This window comes from Ruegeria lacuscaerulensis (genome assembly GCF_013033355.1).
Lineage (GTDB): Bacteria > Pseudomonadota > Alphaproteobacteria > Rhodobacterales > Rhodobacteraceae > Ruegeria > Ruegeria lacuscaerulensis_A.
Window position 1 is genome coordinate 648,686 of record NZ_WQDY01000001.1, and the last position, 14,345, is coordinate 663,030.

The window sequence follows — 14,345 nt, forward strand, 5'->3', positions numbered from 1 at the left end:
ATCAGTTCATTTGCCGAAACACCGCTTCGGTCAATTGGTTCAATGAGAATGGTTTCGGCAAAAAGGCCGAGTTTGCGATCTCAGGTCCCGAATCTCCGAACGCGCCTTCGGTGTAACCGGACATGAAGATAACCTGCACATCTGCGCGCTTTTCCATCGCAGTTCGTACCCAGGTTGGACCATCGAGTCCGGGCATCACGACATCGGTTACAAACACATCTACATGCAATGTTTCATCTTCTAGCAGTCTCAACGCTTCTTCACCCGAGTCGGCCTCGAGCACCGTGTAACCTTTCAAGCGCAGAGCCCGCGTAGCAAACGCACGAACCGGTGCTTCATCCTCAACCAGTAAGACGACGCCTTCGCCCTGGCGGGCATTCAGAACTTCGGGCTGTACGTCTTGGCTGGGCTCGATTTTCTGCGGCGTGGCTGAAATCGGCAAGAACACCGTAAATTCCGTGCCCTGCCCTTGCACGCTGTCGACGAAAATAAACCCGCCCGTCTGTTTGACTATGCCATACACCGTCGAAAGACCCAGACCCGTACCTTCGCCGGTTCTTTTTGTGGTATAGAACGGCTCGAAGACTTTTTGCAGCTTGTCTGCCGGTATACCCACCCCACTGTCGACGACTTTTACAGTCACATACTCGCCCGGCGGAACTGTCGCGCGGTCGCGGCGCAAAGAATCCGTCAGCGAAACGACTTCGGTTTCGATCCGAACCTCCCCGCCTTCGGGCATCGCGTCACGGGCATTGACCACAAGGTTCATGAACACCTGTTCAAGCTGTCTTTTGTCGGCGCGCACGGGCTTTAGGACTGGATCGTGGCTGAGTGTCAAACGCACTTTCTCACCGACCAGCCGGTTCAACAAGTGAATCAGATCCGAAATTGTGTCGCGCAGGTCCAGAACCTCTGGCTGAAGTGTTTGCTTGCGCGAAAAAGCCAACAGTTGACTGACCAGAGCAGCCGCCCTGTTCGCATTCTGGTTTATCTGCACCAGATCACCGTAGTTCGGGTCATTCTGATCGTGCCGCAGCAATAGCAGGTCACAATGACCGGATATTGCTGTCAGCAAGTTGTTGAAATCATGCGCGACACCACCGGCAAGCTGCCCGACAGCCTGCATCTTTTGTCCCTGCACAAACTGAGCCTCAAGTGTCTTAAGCTCGGTCGCATCGTTGAGCACGGCAATCAGGCACACCTGACCATCATTAACCACTCTGTTCAGCGTCACCTGAACGAATACGTCTTTGTCTTGCCGTGTCAGGCGCAAAAATTCGGATTTGGGCGTGGCGTCCTCGATAGCGGCGCGCGACAACCACTCCTGAATCGGGTAACCCAATCCCTGCATCATTTGCGAGACATTCGTCTCGCCTTTCTGAAAATCGCCAACCAGTTTGATTGCCAATCTGTTTGCATCCAGAACGACCCCGTCCGGTGCGATGCACATGATTGGAACCGGCAAATCCGCAAAACGTGTTTCTGTTGTCGGTGGCGTGGTCACTTGGACAGGTAAAACCAGCATTTCACGCGCAGACCCCGAACGAGAAAGCTCTGCCACGGTGACATTCAACGGGGCGCTTGAGGCGTTGGCCTGTGTGATCTCACCCGGTGCAGGTTGGCCGGAATTGAAGACTTGATCTGTGTTTTCCGGTTTGTAGCCCAATACATGCTCGGCCATTCCATTGGCCCTCAGCACAGTTCCATTTCGCCCAAGTGTCAAAACAGGAACTGCCACATCATCCCAACGGCCTTCAGCCCCAAGGTGAAACCGCCAGCAATACAGATCGTGCCCGACCGAGAATACTGTCACCGGGATGGTAGACCCGATAGTCACCACATCTTCGCTGGACTTTCCGTGAATCTCAGCCAGAGACTGAAGACGTAAAAGGATTGACGCTGGATTGGCGAAAACTGACATCAAGCAGCTTTCCAACCGGTTACCGGGGAAAGCGTGTAACTGAATTCTGGCAGCTGCGTTTGACGAAAGAACAAGCCCGTCCGCATTGGCAATGACGCCTGGAAACAAGTCCTGTTCAGTGAAAGTACTCATAACTTCAATGGCACGTCGGATAGACCAATCCGCAAACCAACCCTTGAGTGCGACCAGAACTCCTGCCGTGAACAATGAAATTCCGGCGACGGCGAACTCAGTCTTCCAGCCGGTCGGCAAAACATTTGTGAGAGGTGCAAGTCCGATGACGATGCCAAATACCAACACGGACATCAGTCGCAGTGGAATCGGAGATTTCCTTATGGAAGGATCCGACAAAAAACTTGAAACTTCAGTCATTAAGAACTCAGCTCGTTGGGCCTGTCGCCAGTAAGCCCAAATAAGGTTAAAGACCGCTTAACGAAATCGCGGCCACTCTACCTATGCTTGCTATTTTTATCAAAACTACCGCGTCAAGTGTGCGGTGAAGAAACCGTCTGTTCCGTGTGCTGCGAGCCACAATTTCTGATAGGACATGTTCCAGCCGGAATGCGAACCGAGGAAATTTTCAACGACTTCTTGGTTTTCCGGGTTCAGCATAGAACAGGTCGCATAAGCTAACGTTCCGTCCGGGGGAACAAAACCAGATGTTTCCTCGAGAATGCTTAATTGCAGCGCGCTCAACTCCTTTAGACGCTCCGGGGTCAAAGCCCATTTTCCTGCCGGGGCGCGTCTCCAGGAACCGCTGCCCGAACATGGAGCATCAACAAGCACCACATCGAAAGGTGCTTGCGACCGCACCGCATCAGGCGTCAGGATTGTGACTTGCGCCCCTGCGCGTTCGGCCCGATCAGGCAAATCTCTCATTCGCGCAGGATTAACATCATGAGCAAAAACTTCGACCCCGACATGCGCCGCAATGGCAAGTGATTTTCCACCTCCGCCCGCGCAATAGTCCAAAACGCGCTGACCTGGTTGCAAATTCAGATCGGCAACGATGGCTTGACTGGCTGCGTCTTGCAGTTCGACCAGCCCAGTCAAAAATGCCTGACTCTGGGCGACTTTACGCGCGCCATCCAGAACCTCCAACGCAGTGTCGCAGGCGTCATGCGCGCGGGCAGTGATACCATCTGCCGCCAACGCAGCAATCGCGCGATCCGAATCCGATTTGATCAGGTTGACACGCAAATGCACCGGAGCACGGGTTTGCAAGGCTTGCGCTACGTTGATTGCCTGGTCCTGCAAAGAGGCTTTAAACACTGGCCACAACCAGTCGGGGATGTCGTATTGCTCGGCTTCAGACAGGAATGCGCGCCCAGTTTCGTCCTCACCAACGGGCGAAGGGGCGTGCCCAACACCGGTGAAAAGATCGCTTGGGTCACTTCCTGCCGCCCTCAGGGCCCCAAGCATCAAGCCACGCCCAGTTTCGGCCCCGCCCAACGCCGCGAAAGACCGTTTGCACCGCAACGCTCCGAACACGTGATCCCTAACAGCCGCCCGGTCCTTGGAGCCGGCAAAACGGCTGCGCCGCGCCCATCCTGTCAGGGCCTTTTCGACCGGAACATCCCTGAGAATTTCGTCAAGGATTTCAATAGAGGCCTGAAAGCGGGCTGCGGGGGTCATAAAGTCGTCCCATGCGTCTGTAGAAACACAAAACGGCGCCCGAACGGGACGCCGCAATGCAATTTAAAGCAGGTTACATCACCCGATAGTTCGGGCTTTCACGAGTGATCTGCACGTCATGCACGTGGCTTTCTTTCAGCCCTGCACCCGTGATCTTTACGAAATTGCAGTTCCTGCGCATCTCTTCCACGGTGGCACAGCCGGTATATCCCATGGCCGCGCGCAGACCGCCGACCAGTTGGTGCACAACAGCGCTGGCAGACCCTTTATAGGGCACCTGCCCCTCGATCCCTTCGGGCACCAGCTTATCGTTGGCGGCGTCCTTCTGGAAATAGCGATCCGCCGAGCCACGCGCCATTGCGCCCAGGCTGCCCATGCCGCGATAGGATTTGAACGAGCGGCCCTGATACAGAATAACCTCACCGGGGCTTTCATCGGTGCCCGCGATCATTGAACCGACCATGGCGCAGGACGCCCCCGCCGCAATCGCCTTGGCGAAATCGCCCGAGAACTTGATGCCGCCATCGGCAATCACCGGAACGTCTCCTGCAGCCGAGGCACAATCCATGATCGCCGTCAGCTGCGGCACACCCACACCGGCCACCATCCGCGTGGTACAGATCGAGCCCGGCCCGATCCCAACCTTGATCGCATCCGCGCCCGCATCAATCAGCGCCTTGGTCGCGTCACCGGTGGCGACATTTCCCGCGATGATCTGCACTTCGTTCGACAGGGTTTTCACCCGCCGCACCGCGTCCAGCACGCCTTGCGAGTGGCCATGCGCGGTGTCCACAACGATGATGTCGACGCCCGAATCCACCAGCTGTTCCGACCGCTCAAACCCCGCATCGCCTACCGAGGTTGCCGCCGCAACGCGCAAGCGACCCAGACGGTCCTTGCAGGCGGTGGGGTTCAGCACCGCTTGTTCGGTGTCTTTCAGGGTTAGCAGGCCGGTCAGCTTGCCTGCGCCATCTACGACCAGCAACTTTTCGATCCGGCGCGCCTTCATCAGACTTTTGGCTTCCTCCAGATCAGCCGGCTCCTGAAGCATTGCCAGATTGTCGGTGGTCATCATCGCGTGGATCGGCGTGTCGTCCGAGGTCGCAAAGCGCATGTCGCGGTTGGTCACGATACCCACGACGCGACCATCGGAATCAACGACGGGGAAGCCGGTGAAATTGTAGCGTTCGACCAGCGCCTGCGCGTCGGCCAGCGTCTGATCGGCGCGCAATGTCACGGGGTTGTAAACGATACCGGATTCGAACCGCTTGACCCGGCGCACTTCGCGGGCCTGTTCCTCGGTCGTAAGGTTCTTGTGGATCACACCGATCCCACCGGCCTGCGCCATAGCAATCGCCATTCGCGCCTCGGTCACCGTGTCCATAGCCGAGCTGAGCAGCGGAATGTTCATGGTAATCTCGCGCGTCACACGCGTGGTCGTATCCGCCGTTGCGGGCAGCACAGAAGATGCGCCCGGAACCAGAAGTACGTCGTCAAATGTGAGTGCCTCACGAATCTGCATCTGCTAACCCCATGCAAAACCCCGTTTGACGGCGACCCTATGACATGGATTGCAGCTAAGGAAAAGCCCCTGACCTAAACTAGTTGTCCAACGCGAGCCGATGCCACGCTGAAAAACGACGCAAGTTGCGCAAAACCTGCCGCTGATTGGCCTTTCCCTTTGCGCACAAACCCATATCTTCCCCGGCATACGCGCGAATACAAAAGGCAGGCCCGACATGACCACCGACCCCCTTGTTGTCTTTACCCCCTCGGGCAAACGCGGGCATTTCCCCGTTGGCACCCCGGTTCTGACCGCCGCCCGGCAGTTGGGTGTCGATCTGGATTCGGTCTGCGGCGGACGCGGGATTTGTTCGAAGTGCCAGATCACGCCCAGCTATGGTGAGTTTCCCAAGCACGGTGTCACCGTATCTGAGGACGCGCTGAGCGAATGGAACGCGGTCGAACAACGCTATGACGACAAACGCGGGCTCAAGCCTGGCCGCCGTCTGGGCTGTCAGGCGACGGTTCAGGGCGATATCGTGATCGACGTGCCGCCTGAGTCTCAGGTCCATCGTCAGGTCGTCCGCAAAGCGGCTGCCGCACGCGCTATCACCATGGACCCGGCGACGCGGCTGTATTTCGTGGTGGTCGAGGAACCCGACATGCACTCGCCCACCGGCGATCTGGAGCGGTTGGAACGCGCCCTGCGCCAGCAGTGGAACATTGAGGCCGTCACCGCCGATCTGTCGCTGATGGCCAAGCTGCAACCGGTGCTGCGCAAAGGCAAATGGGAGGTCACGGTAGCCGTCCACAAAGGCCACAAGGATGAGGTCGCACGGATCGTGGAAATCTGGCCCGGCCTGCATGAACAAGGGCTGTACGGTCTGGCCATCGACCTTGGCTCAACCACCATCGCTGCCCACCTGACCGATCTGGAGACCGGTGAGGTCAAGGCCTCGTCTGGCCTGATGAACCCACAAATCCGCTTTGGTGAAGACCTGATGAGCCGCGTGTCCTACGCCATGATGAACCCCGGTGGTGATCAGGAAATGACCCGCGCGGTGCGCGAGGCGATCAACGATCTGACCATCTCCATCGCCGAGGAGGCCGGGATCGACACCGCGCTGATCGTGGAGACGGTTTTCGTCTGCAACCCGGTCATGCACCACCTGCTGCTGGGTCTGGACCCGGTCGAGCTGGGGCAGGCCCCCTTCGCGTTGGCCACATCCGAGAGCATGTCCTTGCCCGCGCGTGAGATGGACCTGACCAAAATGAACCCGCGCGCGCAGGTTTATATCCTACCCTGTATTGCGGGACATGTGGGCGCCGACTGTGCTGCCGTTGCGCTCTCCGAAGAACCCGGCAAGTCCGAAGACCTCGTGTTGATCGTCGATGTGGGCACCAATGCCGAAATCCTGCTGGGCAACACCACACGCGTGCTGGCCTGTTCTTCGCCCACGGGCCCCGCGTTTGAAGGCGCGCAGATCAGTTCCGGCCAGCGTGCCGCCCCCGGTGCGATTGAACGGATCGAGATTGATCCCGTCACCAAGGAACCGCGATTCCGTATCATCGGGTCCGACAAATGGTCCGATGAGGACGGGTTCGATCTTGATATCGCCACCACCGGGATCACCGGCATCTGTGGCTCGGGCATTATCGAGGCTGTTGCCGAAATGCGTATCGCCGGGCTGCTGGATGAAAGCGGCCTGATTGGCTCGGCCGAACAAACCGGCACCGCCCGCTGCATCCCCGAAGGCCGCACCCACGCCTATCTGATCCACGATGCCAGCGCCGAAGGCGGCCCGCGTATCACCGTAACCCAAGGCGATATCCGCGCCATCCAACTGGCGAAATCGGCGCTTTATGCCGGTGCGCGCCTGCTTATGGACGAGATGAAGGTCGACGCCGTGGATCGCGTGGTTCTGGCCGGGGCGTTTGGCGCGCATATCTCGACCAAACACGCGATGGTGCTGGGCATGATCCCCGACGCACCGCTGGACAAGGTCTCAAGCGCGGGCAACGCCGCTGGCACCGGCGCGCGGATCGCGCTGTGCAACATCGGATCGCGTAAGGAAATCGAGCGTGTCGTGCGCGAGATCACCAAGGTCGAAACCGCCATCGAGCCAAAATTTCAGGACCATTTCGTCGCCGCCAACGCTATCCCGCACAAGACCGACCCGTTCCCGGAACTGGCGCAGGTGGTCACGCTGCCCTCACCCTCGTTCAACACCGGCGGCGGGGATGAGGAAAAATCTGGCCGTCGCCGTCGCCGCAGGTCATAGTCCCCGGCAGGAGGCACCATGACCATAGCAAACGAAGAACAGGCCGAATACTGGGGCAACTCCCCCTCGGGTGCGAAATGGCTGACCTATGAGGACCAAATGGATGCGCTTCTGGCCCCGGTCCTTGATCTGGTGTTGGAGCGCGCCGCCCTGCAACCGGGGCAGCGCGTGCTGGATATAGGCTGCGGCACAGGGGCCAGCACGGTTCTGGCGGCGCAGGCTGTTGGTCCGGATGGGCATGTTCTGGCCGCCGATGTCTCGCAGCCTTTTCTGGATCGCGCCGCCGAGCGCGCTCTGGCAGACGGGCACGCGAATATTGGCTTTCAATTCGCCGACGCGCAGACCCATCCGTTTGAGGAGGGCGACCGCGATATCATGATCTCTCGCTTTGGGGTGATGTTCTTTGAGGACACCGTGGCGGCCTTTGCCAACATGGCGCGTGCGCTGAAACCCGGCGGTCGGATGTGTTTCGCCGCTTGGGGGCCGCTATCTGGCAACCCGTGGTTCCGCCTGCCCCATATCGCAGCGACCGGACAGCTTGGAACCCCGCCCAAGGTCGACCGCAATGCCCCCGGCCCTTTGGCATTTCACGATCAGGATCGAGTCAGCGGGTTGCTGGCCGAGGCTGGCCTGACCGACATCACTGTCGATGCTGTACCGCTCACCCTGCCCGTTCGAGGCACGCTTGAAGACAGCGCGGCGCTGTGTACGCGGATCGGACCCGCCGCACGAGTGATCGCCCATTTCGACGGAACGCCCGAAGATGTCTCTGCAATTCGGAAGGCTGTGGCCGAGGAGTTCAGGCCCTATGTCGCTGGAGATGTTGTTGAGATACCGGCCCTGATAAACCTGTTTCAGGCACGCAGGCCGGGCTGATCTGGAGCGGGTAACGGGAATCGAACCCGTAACAAGAGCTTGGGAAGCTCGTGTGATACCTTTTCACCATACCCGCCGCTTGGATCGAAATAACACCCCACGTGACCCAACTGCAAGCGCCATTCCGCAGACGAACACGCGATTATTCCGTACGGGCGCGCAGGCTGTCTATCAGCGATTGTTCCACGTCCAAGGCTTCGCTGGCCGCGTCCAGCGTGCGCTGATCCAGATGCTGCGGGTTCAAGTCGATCCCGTCCGAGAACGTATCAACAATCGCGCGCATCGCTTTGATCCGCGCGTATTTCTTGTTGTTGGCGGGGATCACATGCCACGGCGCGATTTCTGTTGAGGTACGCGCCAGCATCTCGTCCACCGCCACCTCGGCCTCGGCCCAGCGTTCGCGGTTGCGGAAATCCTCATAGGTCAGTTTCCAGCGTTTCATCGGATTGCGCAGGCGTTCGGTGAAACGCGCCATCTGTTCCTCGGGTGAGATGTGAAAGAACAGCTTTACGATCCGCGTTCCGTCATCCACCAGCATCCGTTCGAAATCGTTAATCTCGGCATAGGCGGCACGCCAGCGGTGTTCCGGCGTGAACTTTTCCAACCGCTCGACCAGGACCCGCCCGTACCAACTGCGGTCAAAGGCCGAGATCGCGCCCTCGGGCGGCAACCTCTCCCAAAACCTCAACAGGTAGTGACGGTTCAGATAATAATTGCGGGGTGCCCCGATGGGCCAGACCTTGAAACTGCGCGGGTCCAAAGCCTGACTGATACGGCGGATCGTGCCGCCCTTGCCCGCCGCGTCCCAGCCTTCGAACACCAACACGCCCTTGAGCCCGTGAAACAGAAATGCCTGCTGAATCAGTGCCAGCTGCGCCTGCAGATCGACCAGCTCTTCGAAATATTCTTTCTTGCCCAACCGCAGCGACAGATCGGCCTCGGCCAGTTTCGGAGGAAAGTGTTTGGTCATTTCAATGCCCTGATCTGGTAATAATCGTGGGCAGTGTCGCAATAACGACCGCAAGCAGCCTTGATCGGTGTCAAAACGAAAAAGGCCGGGCACTTGGCCCGGCCTTGAAGGTCGTTCCCGGCAGATCAGGCGCGGCGCCGGCGGCCACCGCCGCGACGGCCACCTGCCCCACCGGCTGCAGCGGCTTCTTCAGGCGACTTGTTGAATTTGATCCACGCCCCGCCATGCGGGTCATTGTTGGTCAACAGATTGGCGGCGCGGATGGCCTCCATTTCCTTACCGGCACGCGGTTGGGTCGAGCCCAGTCCGAACAACTGGCAGAAGGTCTCATCGTCCATATCCGCGGGCAGCACGATGCCCTTGGCTTCAACCTCGGCCTTCTTTTCAGCCAGTTTCTTGGGGCCAACCGGCAAGGCCACCGGGTTCATGATCGCCGAAGTCATGCCAGCGCCCATCGCCATCGGCAGGAACGCGTTGTTGATGCCATGACGGTTGGGTAGACCGAACGAGATGTTGGACGCACCGCAGGTGGTGTTCACGCCCAGTTCTTCGCGCAGACGACGGACCAGAGCAAACACCTGCTGGCCAGCGGTCGCCATCGCACCGATCGGCATGACCAACGGGTCAACCACGATGTCATGGGCGGGGATCCCGTAATCGGCAGCCCGTTCAACGATGGTTTTTGCCACGGCAAACCGCACATCCGGGTCTTCGGAAATCCCAGTGTCGTCGTTCGAGATCGCCACAACCGGTACGTTGTACTTCTTGACCAGCGGCAACACTAGCTCCAGACGCTCTTCCTCTCCCGTGACCGAGTTCAGCAGCGGACGGCCTTCAGCCGCCTCAAGTCCCGCCTCAAGCGCACCAGGAACCGAGCTGTCGATACACAGCGGCACATCGACCAGACCCTGCACCAGCTCGACGATCTTGGTCATCAGCGGTGGCTCGGTCTCGTTCGGGTTGGGGTTCGAGTTGTAGACGACGCCCGCATTGATATCCAGAACGGTTGCCCCTGCTGCAACCTGCGCGATGGCGTCTTTCTCGACAGTGGAGAAATCGCCCGCTTCCAGTTCCGCAGCCAGTTTCTTGCGGCCGGTGGGATTGATCCGTTCACCGATCACGCAGAACGGTTCATCAAAGCCCAGAACGGCGGTTTTTGTTTTTGATTCTACGACTGTACGGGTCATATCCGTTCCTTAGGAGTTTGCAGGCTTTGCCGAAGCGCCACCGTTATTGATCGCCCAGGTGGCGTTGGTCTTGATGCCACCCAGCGGGAAGAAGTGTACGTTGGTGATGTTGAAATCGGGGTTGGCCGCCTTGTGGTTGGCCAACTCGGTCAGAACATCGGTAGGCTCATAGGGCAACAGCAGCTTGGACACGTCCATGGCACGCTTCTGCAGCACCTTCAGCGAGGGGCCAACGCCGCACGCGATAGCGAATTTGATCAGAGTCTGCAGCTTGGCCGGGCCCGCGATACCGATATGGATCGGCAGGTCGATGCCCGCCTCTTTTAAGCCATCCGCCCATGCAATGATCGGCTTGGCATCAAAGGCGAACTGTGTGGCCAGCGCCATTTCGGCATCCGTCGTTTCGCTGAATTTCTGTTTCCAGCGCAGCGCGTCATCGACATTTTTGGTCGAGCCGTCAGGGTCGATGTCCTTGTTGCCTTCGGGGTGGCCAGCCACGTGCAGGCGTTTGAAACCAGCTTTGTCGAACAGGCCAGATTCCAGCAACTGCATTGAGCTTTCGAAATCGCCATGTGGTTTTTCGACACCGCCAGCCAGCAGCAAAGCCTGCTCAACACCTGCTTCGCCCTGATACATCGAAATCCAGTTTTCCAGCGTGGCTGCGTCCTTGATGATCCGCGCAGGAAAATGCGGCATGACCGGATAACCGTCATCGGCCAGACGTTTGGCCGTTTTGACCATGTCCTCGATGGGCGTGCCCTCGATATGAGCGATGTAGACGCGGGTGCCTTCGGGCAGCAGCGCTTTGAAGTCTTCGACCTTTTCGGCGGTGCGGGGCATCACTTCAATCGAGTAGCCCTGCAAAAAGGCTTCGACGGTCGGGTTCACAGGGCCGTTTTCGACGGCAGCACGTTTCTTGAAGTTCAACAGAGCCATCGTGGCCTCCCATAAAGATCTCGGGCTCATGCCCAACCATCATTCGCGATCAGAGCTTTGATGCGATCCTGATCATATTCAGCTTCCAAGCGCGCTGCCTCGGCCTCGGCAATGTCGGACGGATCGCCCTCAACCGCAAATGGCTCGGCTTTGCGCCATTCGGCCAGGTAGGCATCGCTATCCTTGGCGTTCACCTTCATGGCCGCCCGGTCGATGGCTTGCTCGAACCGTTCCTCCAATTGCCGCTTTGCGCCCCGCCGGCCTTTGCCGACGATGACTTGGGCGGGAATATCGCGCCAGTATACGATGGTGACGTCAGGCATCGCTGTTGATTCCTCCTAACCAGATGGACCGGTTCTAGACTTCTATATGGGCACAAGTCGGTCGGTTTTCGACACAAGGCGTATTTCAAACGACCTTTTGGCTCACGATGGGATAGCGGGTTTGTAACGAATAGTTCAACGTTCACGCATATCAAAATTCTCATCACTATAATGAGTGTCTTGCGCGATCAGAACACGCGACCTATGGTCGGGGTAACTCGAAAATCGGAGGGCGTTACGAATGGCGCCCAAGCGTCCCAAAGGTGCGGGCGCGTTCCCGAAAGCGGTCGAAAGCCCCGCGCCGGCAAGGCCCGATCCCGATGCGCTATACGCAGCGCTGGATCTGGGTACAAATAGTTGTCGCATGTTGATCGCCCAGCCCAAGGGCAGCGGCTTTCATGTGGTCGACAGTTTCTCGAAATCCGTGCAGCTTGGCGCGGGGCTCGAACGGACCGGACGGCTGTCTCGGTCTTCGATGGCGCGCACCATTCAGGCATTGCGCATCTGCCAGCAGAAGCTGAAACGTAACAAAGTCAAACGGATGCGGCTGGTTGCCACCGAAGCGTGCCGCCGCGCCAAGAATTCGCGCGATTTCATCCGACAGGTCAAACGGGAAACCGGCCTGACCCTTGAGATCATCAAGCCCGAAGAAGAGGCCCGTCTGGCCGTTATCTCATGCGCGCCGCTTGTGTCGACCAAGACCGAGCAGTTGCTGGTCGTTGATATCGGCGGCGGTTCGACAGAACTTGTGTGGATCGACCTTTCTTCGGTGTTGCGCCGCGATAGGCCCGCAGCGATCATGCGACTGCATCATGGGTTTCAAACCGCCGACAACCCCTTTCCGTCTGCCAAAGTTGTGGACTGGATCAGTGTTCCCTTGGGTGTCGCAACCCTGCGCGATCAGTTCAACGATGTCGAAGACGACTCGGCCCGCTTTGCGCTTATGAGCTGGTTTTTCGAGGAAAACCTTGCAGATTTTGCCCCTTACAAGGACGAGCAAACACGGGAGGGCTTCCAGATCGTTGGCACCAGCGGAACGGTTACAACTGTTGCCGCGTCACATCTGGGATTAAAGCGCTATGACCGAACCAAAGTGGACGGTCTGCGTATGACCAGCGATCAGATTGACAAGGTGATACGCGGGTATCTGGAGCTTGGTCCTCAGGGGCGGCGCCGTGACCCAAGGATCGGCGATGACCGACAGGCTTTGATCATGTCGGGCTCGGCCATTTTGCAGGCGTTGCTGCGCTGCTGGCCCACCGACCGTCTTTCGGTAGCCGATCGCGGACTGCGCGAAGGTCTGCTGTACGCGCAAATGAGCGCGGACGGTGTGTTGGAAGACGGACCTTTTTAGGACCATATCTTCGATGCCGCTGACCGTCGTTGCCCTAGCCTATCGCACATCGACCGCAGCAACCACGATTTGTTGTCTGGAAGCAGCCGGATTTGACGTGTTCTGCCCCGGCTTTCAGATTGCAAACACCCTACCGCATTATGCACTGGCCATAGGGGGAATTGCGCTGTCAGTGCCCTACAACCAAGGTCTGGATGCGCTGGCGTTTTTGAACGAGGTTTCGCGCCCTGATGTTCCGAAGTCCTCCGTTTTGTCTACGGGGGCAAACTGTCTGGGCTGGCTGGGCTTTGGTGTTTCTTCTCCTTGGCCCGATCTGCTATTGATGGACGCACCGACAGGATCAACTTGATAACCCTAGACCAAGCCGGTAAACGCCCCCAGTCTTCAGGAGACCACACATGGCCAAAACACCGACTGGAAAAAGCAACTCGGGACGCGGACAACGCGATCTGAAGGTTAAGGTAAAGACCGCCCGAGGACGCAAACTCAGCTCGACCCGCTGGCTCGAGCGGCAATTGAACGATCCGTATGTCAAGCGTGCGCAGGCCGAGGGGTACCGGGGGCGCGCGGCGTTCAAAATATTGGAACTGGACGACAAATTCCGTTTTTTGATCCCCGGCGCTCGTGTCGTTGACTTGGGCTGTGCTCCCGGCGGCTGGCTGCAGGTCGCCGTCAAACGAGTGAATGCGCTGGGTGAGAAAAGCGGTAAGCGCATCGGAACAGTTCTGGGTGTGGACCTGCAAGAGGTCGAACCGGTCGCAGGTGCGATCGCCCACGTTTTGGACTTCATGGAAGACGACGCGGACGACAAGGTCAAAGAGTGGTTGGACGGCAAGGCCGATGTGGTCATGTCGGACATGGCCGCAGCCTCATCTGGGCACAAGCAGACAGACCATTTGCGTATCATGGCGTTGTGCGAGGCCGCCGCCTATTTCGCCTTTGATGTCCTTGAGGAAGGTGGAACCTTTGTGGCCAAGGTGCTTGCCGGGGGCGCAGAAGGCGACTTGCAAAAATTGCTAAAACAGAAGTTCAACAAGGTCGCCAACGTAAAACCGCCCGCTTCACGGTCGGACAGTTCCGAAAAATTTGTTGTAGCAACAGGCTTTCGTGGCTGACCTTAATCTTCGAGCGAAATAAAATCACCCGCCAGTACCTGTTGACGCAGTGACGCCGTAGCAATCCCCTGCATCAACAGCGCCTCACCATGGTTCAAGTATTCCGGCTTGCGCGTTCGCAGATCCTCGATCCGTTGGGATAGGGAAAGTGGCCGTTGCAGTTGCGACGTATGGACCGGTTTGTCGGACATGGAGCACCTTTTAACACAACGGGTTTTCTACCCGCCCCGTCCTGTTACAGGT

13 protein-coding genes and 1 tRNA gene are annotated in these 14,345 nt (G+C 58.4%); 5 read left to right on the forward strand and 9 right to left on the reverse strand.

The window, feature by feature from the left end:
• Position 1: 1 nt before the first annotated feature.
• The 3 genes from GOW48_RS03180 to guaB all read right to left on the reverse strand — a co-directional run bounded on the left by GOW48_RS03180 (position 2) and on the right by guaB (position 5,078).
• Complete coding sequence (locus GOW48_RS03180; protein WP_234899461.1) at positions 2–2,227, reverse strand: ATP-binding protein; 2,226 nt, start codon at positions 2,225–2,227, stop codon at positions 2–4.
• Positions 2,228–2,398: 171 nt separating this feature from the next.
• Positions 2,399–3,556, reverse strand: coding sequence for an RsmB/NOP family class I SAM-dependent RNA methyltransferase (locus GOW48_RS03185; protein WP_170751300.1), 1,158 nt, complete (start codon positions 3,554–3,556; stop codon positions 2,399–2,401).
• A 73-nt stretch (positions 3,557–3,629) separates the two neighbouring features.
• Entirely contained in the window at positions 3,630–5,078 is a 1,449-nt protein-coding gene (gene guaB, locus GOW48_RS03190) for an IMP dehydrogenase (RefSeq protein ID WP_170354234.1), read from the reverse strand.
• A 217-nt stretch (positions 5,079–5,295) separates the two neighbouring features.
• On the opposite strand from guaB, the gene GOW48_RS03195 reads away from it, so the two are divergent.
• Both GOW48_RS03195 and GOW48_RS03200 read left to right on the forward strand, forming a co-directional pair.
• Positions 5,296–7,341, forward strand: coding sequence for an ASKHA domain-containing protein (locus GOW48_RS03195; RefSeq protein WP_170751302.1), 2,046 nt, complete (start codon positions 5,296–5,298; stop codon positions 7,339–7,341).
• A gap of 18 nt (positions 7,342–7,359) precedes the next feature.
• Positions 7,360–8,217 (forward strand): class I SAM-dependent methyltransferase, encoded by an 858-nt coding sequence (locus tag GOW48_RS03200; RefSeq protein WP_170751304.1) that lies wholly within the window; start codon positions 7,360–7,362, stop codon positions 8,215–8,217.
• A gap of 2 nt (positions 8,218–8,219) precedes the next feature.
• On the opposite strand, the gene GOW48_RS03205 is transcribed toward GOW48_RS03200, so the two are convergent.
• The 5 genes from GOW48_RS03205 to GOW48_RS03225 form a co-directional block, all read right to left on the reverse strand.
• A tRNA-Gly gene (locus GOW48_RS03205) sits at positions 8,220–8,293 on the reverse strand.
• Positions 8,294–8,359: 66 nt separating this feature from the next.
• Positions 8,360–9,187, reverse strand: coding sequence for a polyphosphate kinase 2 family protein (locus tag GOW48_RS03210; RefSeq protein ID WP_170751305.1), 828 nt, complete (start codon positions 9,185–9,187; stop codon positions 8,360–8,362).
• A 125-nt stretch (positions 9,188–9,312) separates the two neighbouring features.
• On the reverse strand, positions 9,313–10,374 hold the full coding sequence (locus tag GOW48_RS03215) for a methyltetrahydrofolate cobalamin methyltransferase (RefSeq protein WP_170354238.1): 1,062 nt from the start codon (positions 10,372–10,374) through the stop codon (positions 9,313–9,315).
• Between the two features lie 9 nt (positions 10,375–10,383).
• Complete coding sequence (locus GOW48_RS03220) at positions 10,384–11,310, reverse strand: methylenetetrahydrofolate reductase (protein WP_170751308.1); 927 nt, start codon at positions 11,308–11,310, stop codon at positions 10,384–10,386.
• A 26-nt stretch (positions 11,311–11,336) separates the two neighbouring features.
• A complete protein-coding gene (locus GOW48_RS03225) occupies positions 11,337–11,633 on the reverse strand; it encodes a virulence factor (protein ID WP_170354240.1) in 297 nt (98 codons plus the stop codon).
• A 241-nt stretch (positions 11,634–11,874) separates the two neighbouring features.
• Here GOW48_RS03225 and GOW48_RS03230 point away from each other — a divergent pair, with 241 nt between their 5' ends.
• From GOW48_RS03230 to GOW48_RS03240, 3 genes are read left to right on the forward strand one after another with little or no spacing between them, the layout of a single operon-like run.
• On the forward strand, positions 11,875–12,987 hold the full coding sequence (locus GOW48_RS03230) for a Ppx/GppA phosphatase family protein (protein ID WP_170354241.1): 1,113 nt from the start codon (positions 11,875–11,877) through the stop codon (positions 12,985–12,987).
• Positions 12,988–13,000: 13 nt separating this feature from the next.
• A complete protein-coding gene (locus GOW48_RS03235; protein WP_170751310.1) occupies positions 13,001–13,336 on the forward strand; it encodes a hypothetical protein in 336 nt (111 codons plus the stop codon).
• 49 nt (positions 13,337–13,385) lie between these two features.
• Entirely contained in the window at positions 13,386–14,102 is a 717-nt protein-coding gene (locus tag GOW48_RS03240; protein WP_170751312.1) for an RlmE family RNA methyltransferase, read from the forward strand.
• A 2-nt stretch (positions 14,103–14,104) separates the two neighbouring features.
• Here GOW48_RS03240 and GOW48_RS03245 read toward each other — a convergent pair whose 3' ends face one another.
• The gene (locus GOW48_RS03245; protein WP_170751314.1) at positions 14,105–14,293 is read right to left on the reverse strand and encodes a hypothetical protein; all 189 of its coding nucleotides are present in this window, start codon (positions 14,291–14,293) and stop codon (positions 14,105–14,107) included.
• Positions 14,294–14,345: the final 52 nt, after the last annotated feature.

Bases quoted from the DNA above. Each gene is read 5' to 3' on its own strand.
- GOW48_RS03230 (WP_170354241.1), top strand. From the start codon at position 11,875: ATGGCGCCCAAGCGTCCCAAAGGTGCGGGCGCGTTCCCGAAAGCGGTC.
- GOW48_RS03185 (WP_170751300.1), bottom strand. From the start codon at position 3,556: ATGACCCCCGCAGCCCGCTTTCAGGCCTCTATTGAAATCCTTGACGAA.
- GOW48_RS03225 (WP_170354240.1), bottom strand. From the start codon at position 11,633: ATGCCTGACGTCACCATCGTATACTGGCGCGATATTCCCGCCCAAGTC.
- GOW48_RS03195 (WP_170751302.1), top strand. From the start codon at position 5,296: ATGACCACCGACCCCCTTGTTGTCTTTACCCCCTCGGGCAAACGCGGG.
- GOW48_RS03210 (WP_170751305.1), bottom strand. From the start codon at position 9,187: ATGACCAAACACTTTCCTCCGAAACTGGCCGAGGCCGATCTGTCGCTG.
- GOW48_RS03180 (WP_234899461.1), bottom strand. From the start codon at position 2,227: ATGTCCGTGTTGGTATTTGGCATCGTCATCGGACTTGCACCTCTCACA.
- GOW48_RS03220 (WP_170751308.1), bottom strand. From the start codon at position 11,310: ATGGCTCTGTTGAACTTCAAGAAACGTGCTGCCGTCGAAAACGGCCCT.
- GOW48_RS03240 (WP_170751312.1), top strand. From the start codon at position 13,386: ATGGCCAAAACACCGACTGGAAAAAGCAACTCGGGACGCGGACAACGC.
- GOW48_RS03215 (WP_170354238.1), bottom strand. From the start codon at position 10,374: ATGACCCGTACAGTCGTAGAATCAAAAACAAAAACCGCCGTTCTGGGC.
- GOW48_RS03200 (WP_170751304.1), top strand. From the start codon at position 7,360: ATGACCATAGCAAACGAAGAACAGGCCGAATACTGGGGCAACTCCCCC.
- guaB (WP_170354234.1), bottom strand. From the start codon at position 5,078: ATGCAGATTCGTGAGGCACTCACATTTGACGACGTACTTCTGGTTCCG.
- GOW48_RS03245 (WP_170751314.1), bottom strand. From the start codon at position 14,293: ATGTCCGACAAACCGGTCCATACGTCGCAACTGCAACGGCCACTTTCC.
- GOW48_RS03235 (WP_170751310.1), top strand. From the start codon at position 13,001: ATGCCGCTGACCGTCGTTGCCCTAGCCTATCGCACATCGACCGCAGCA.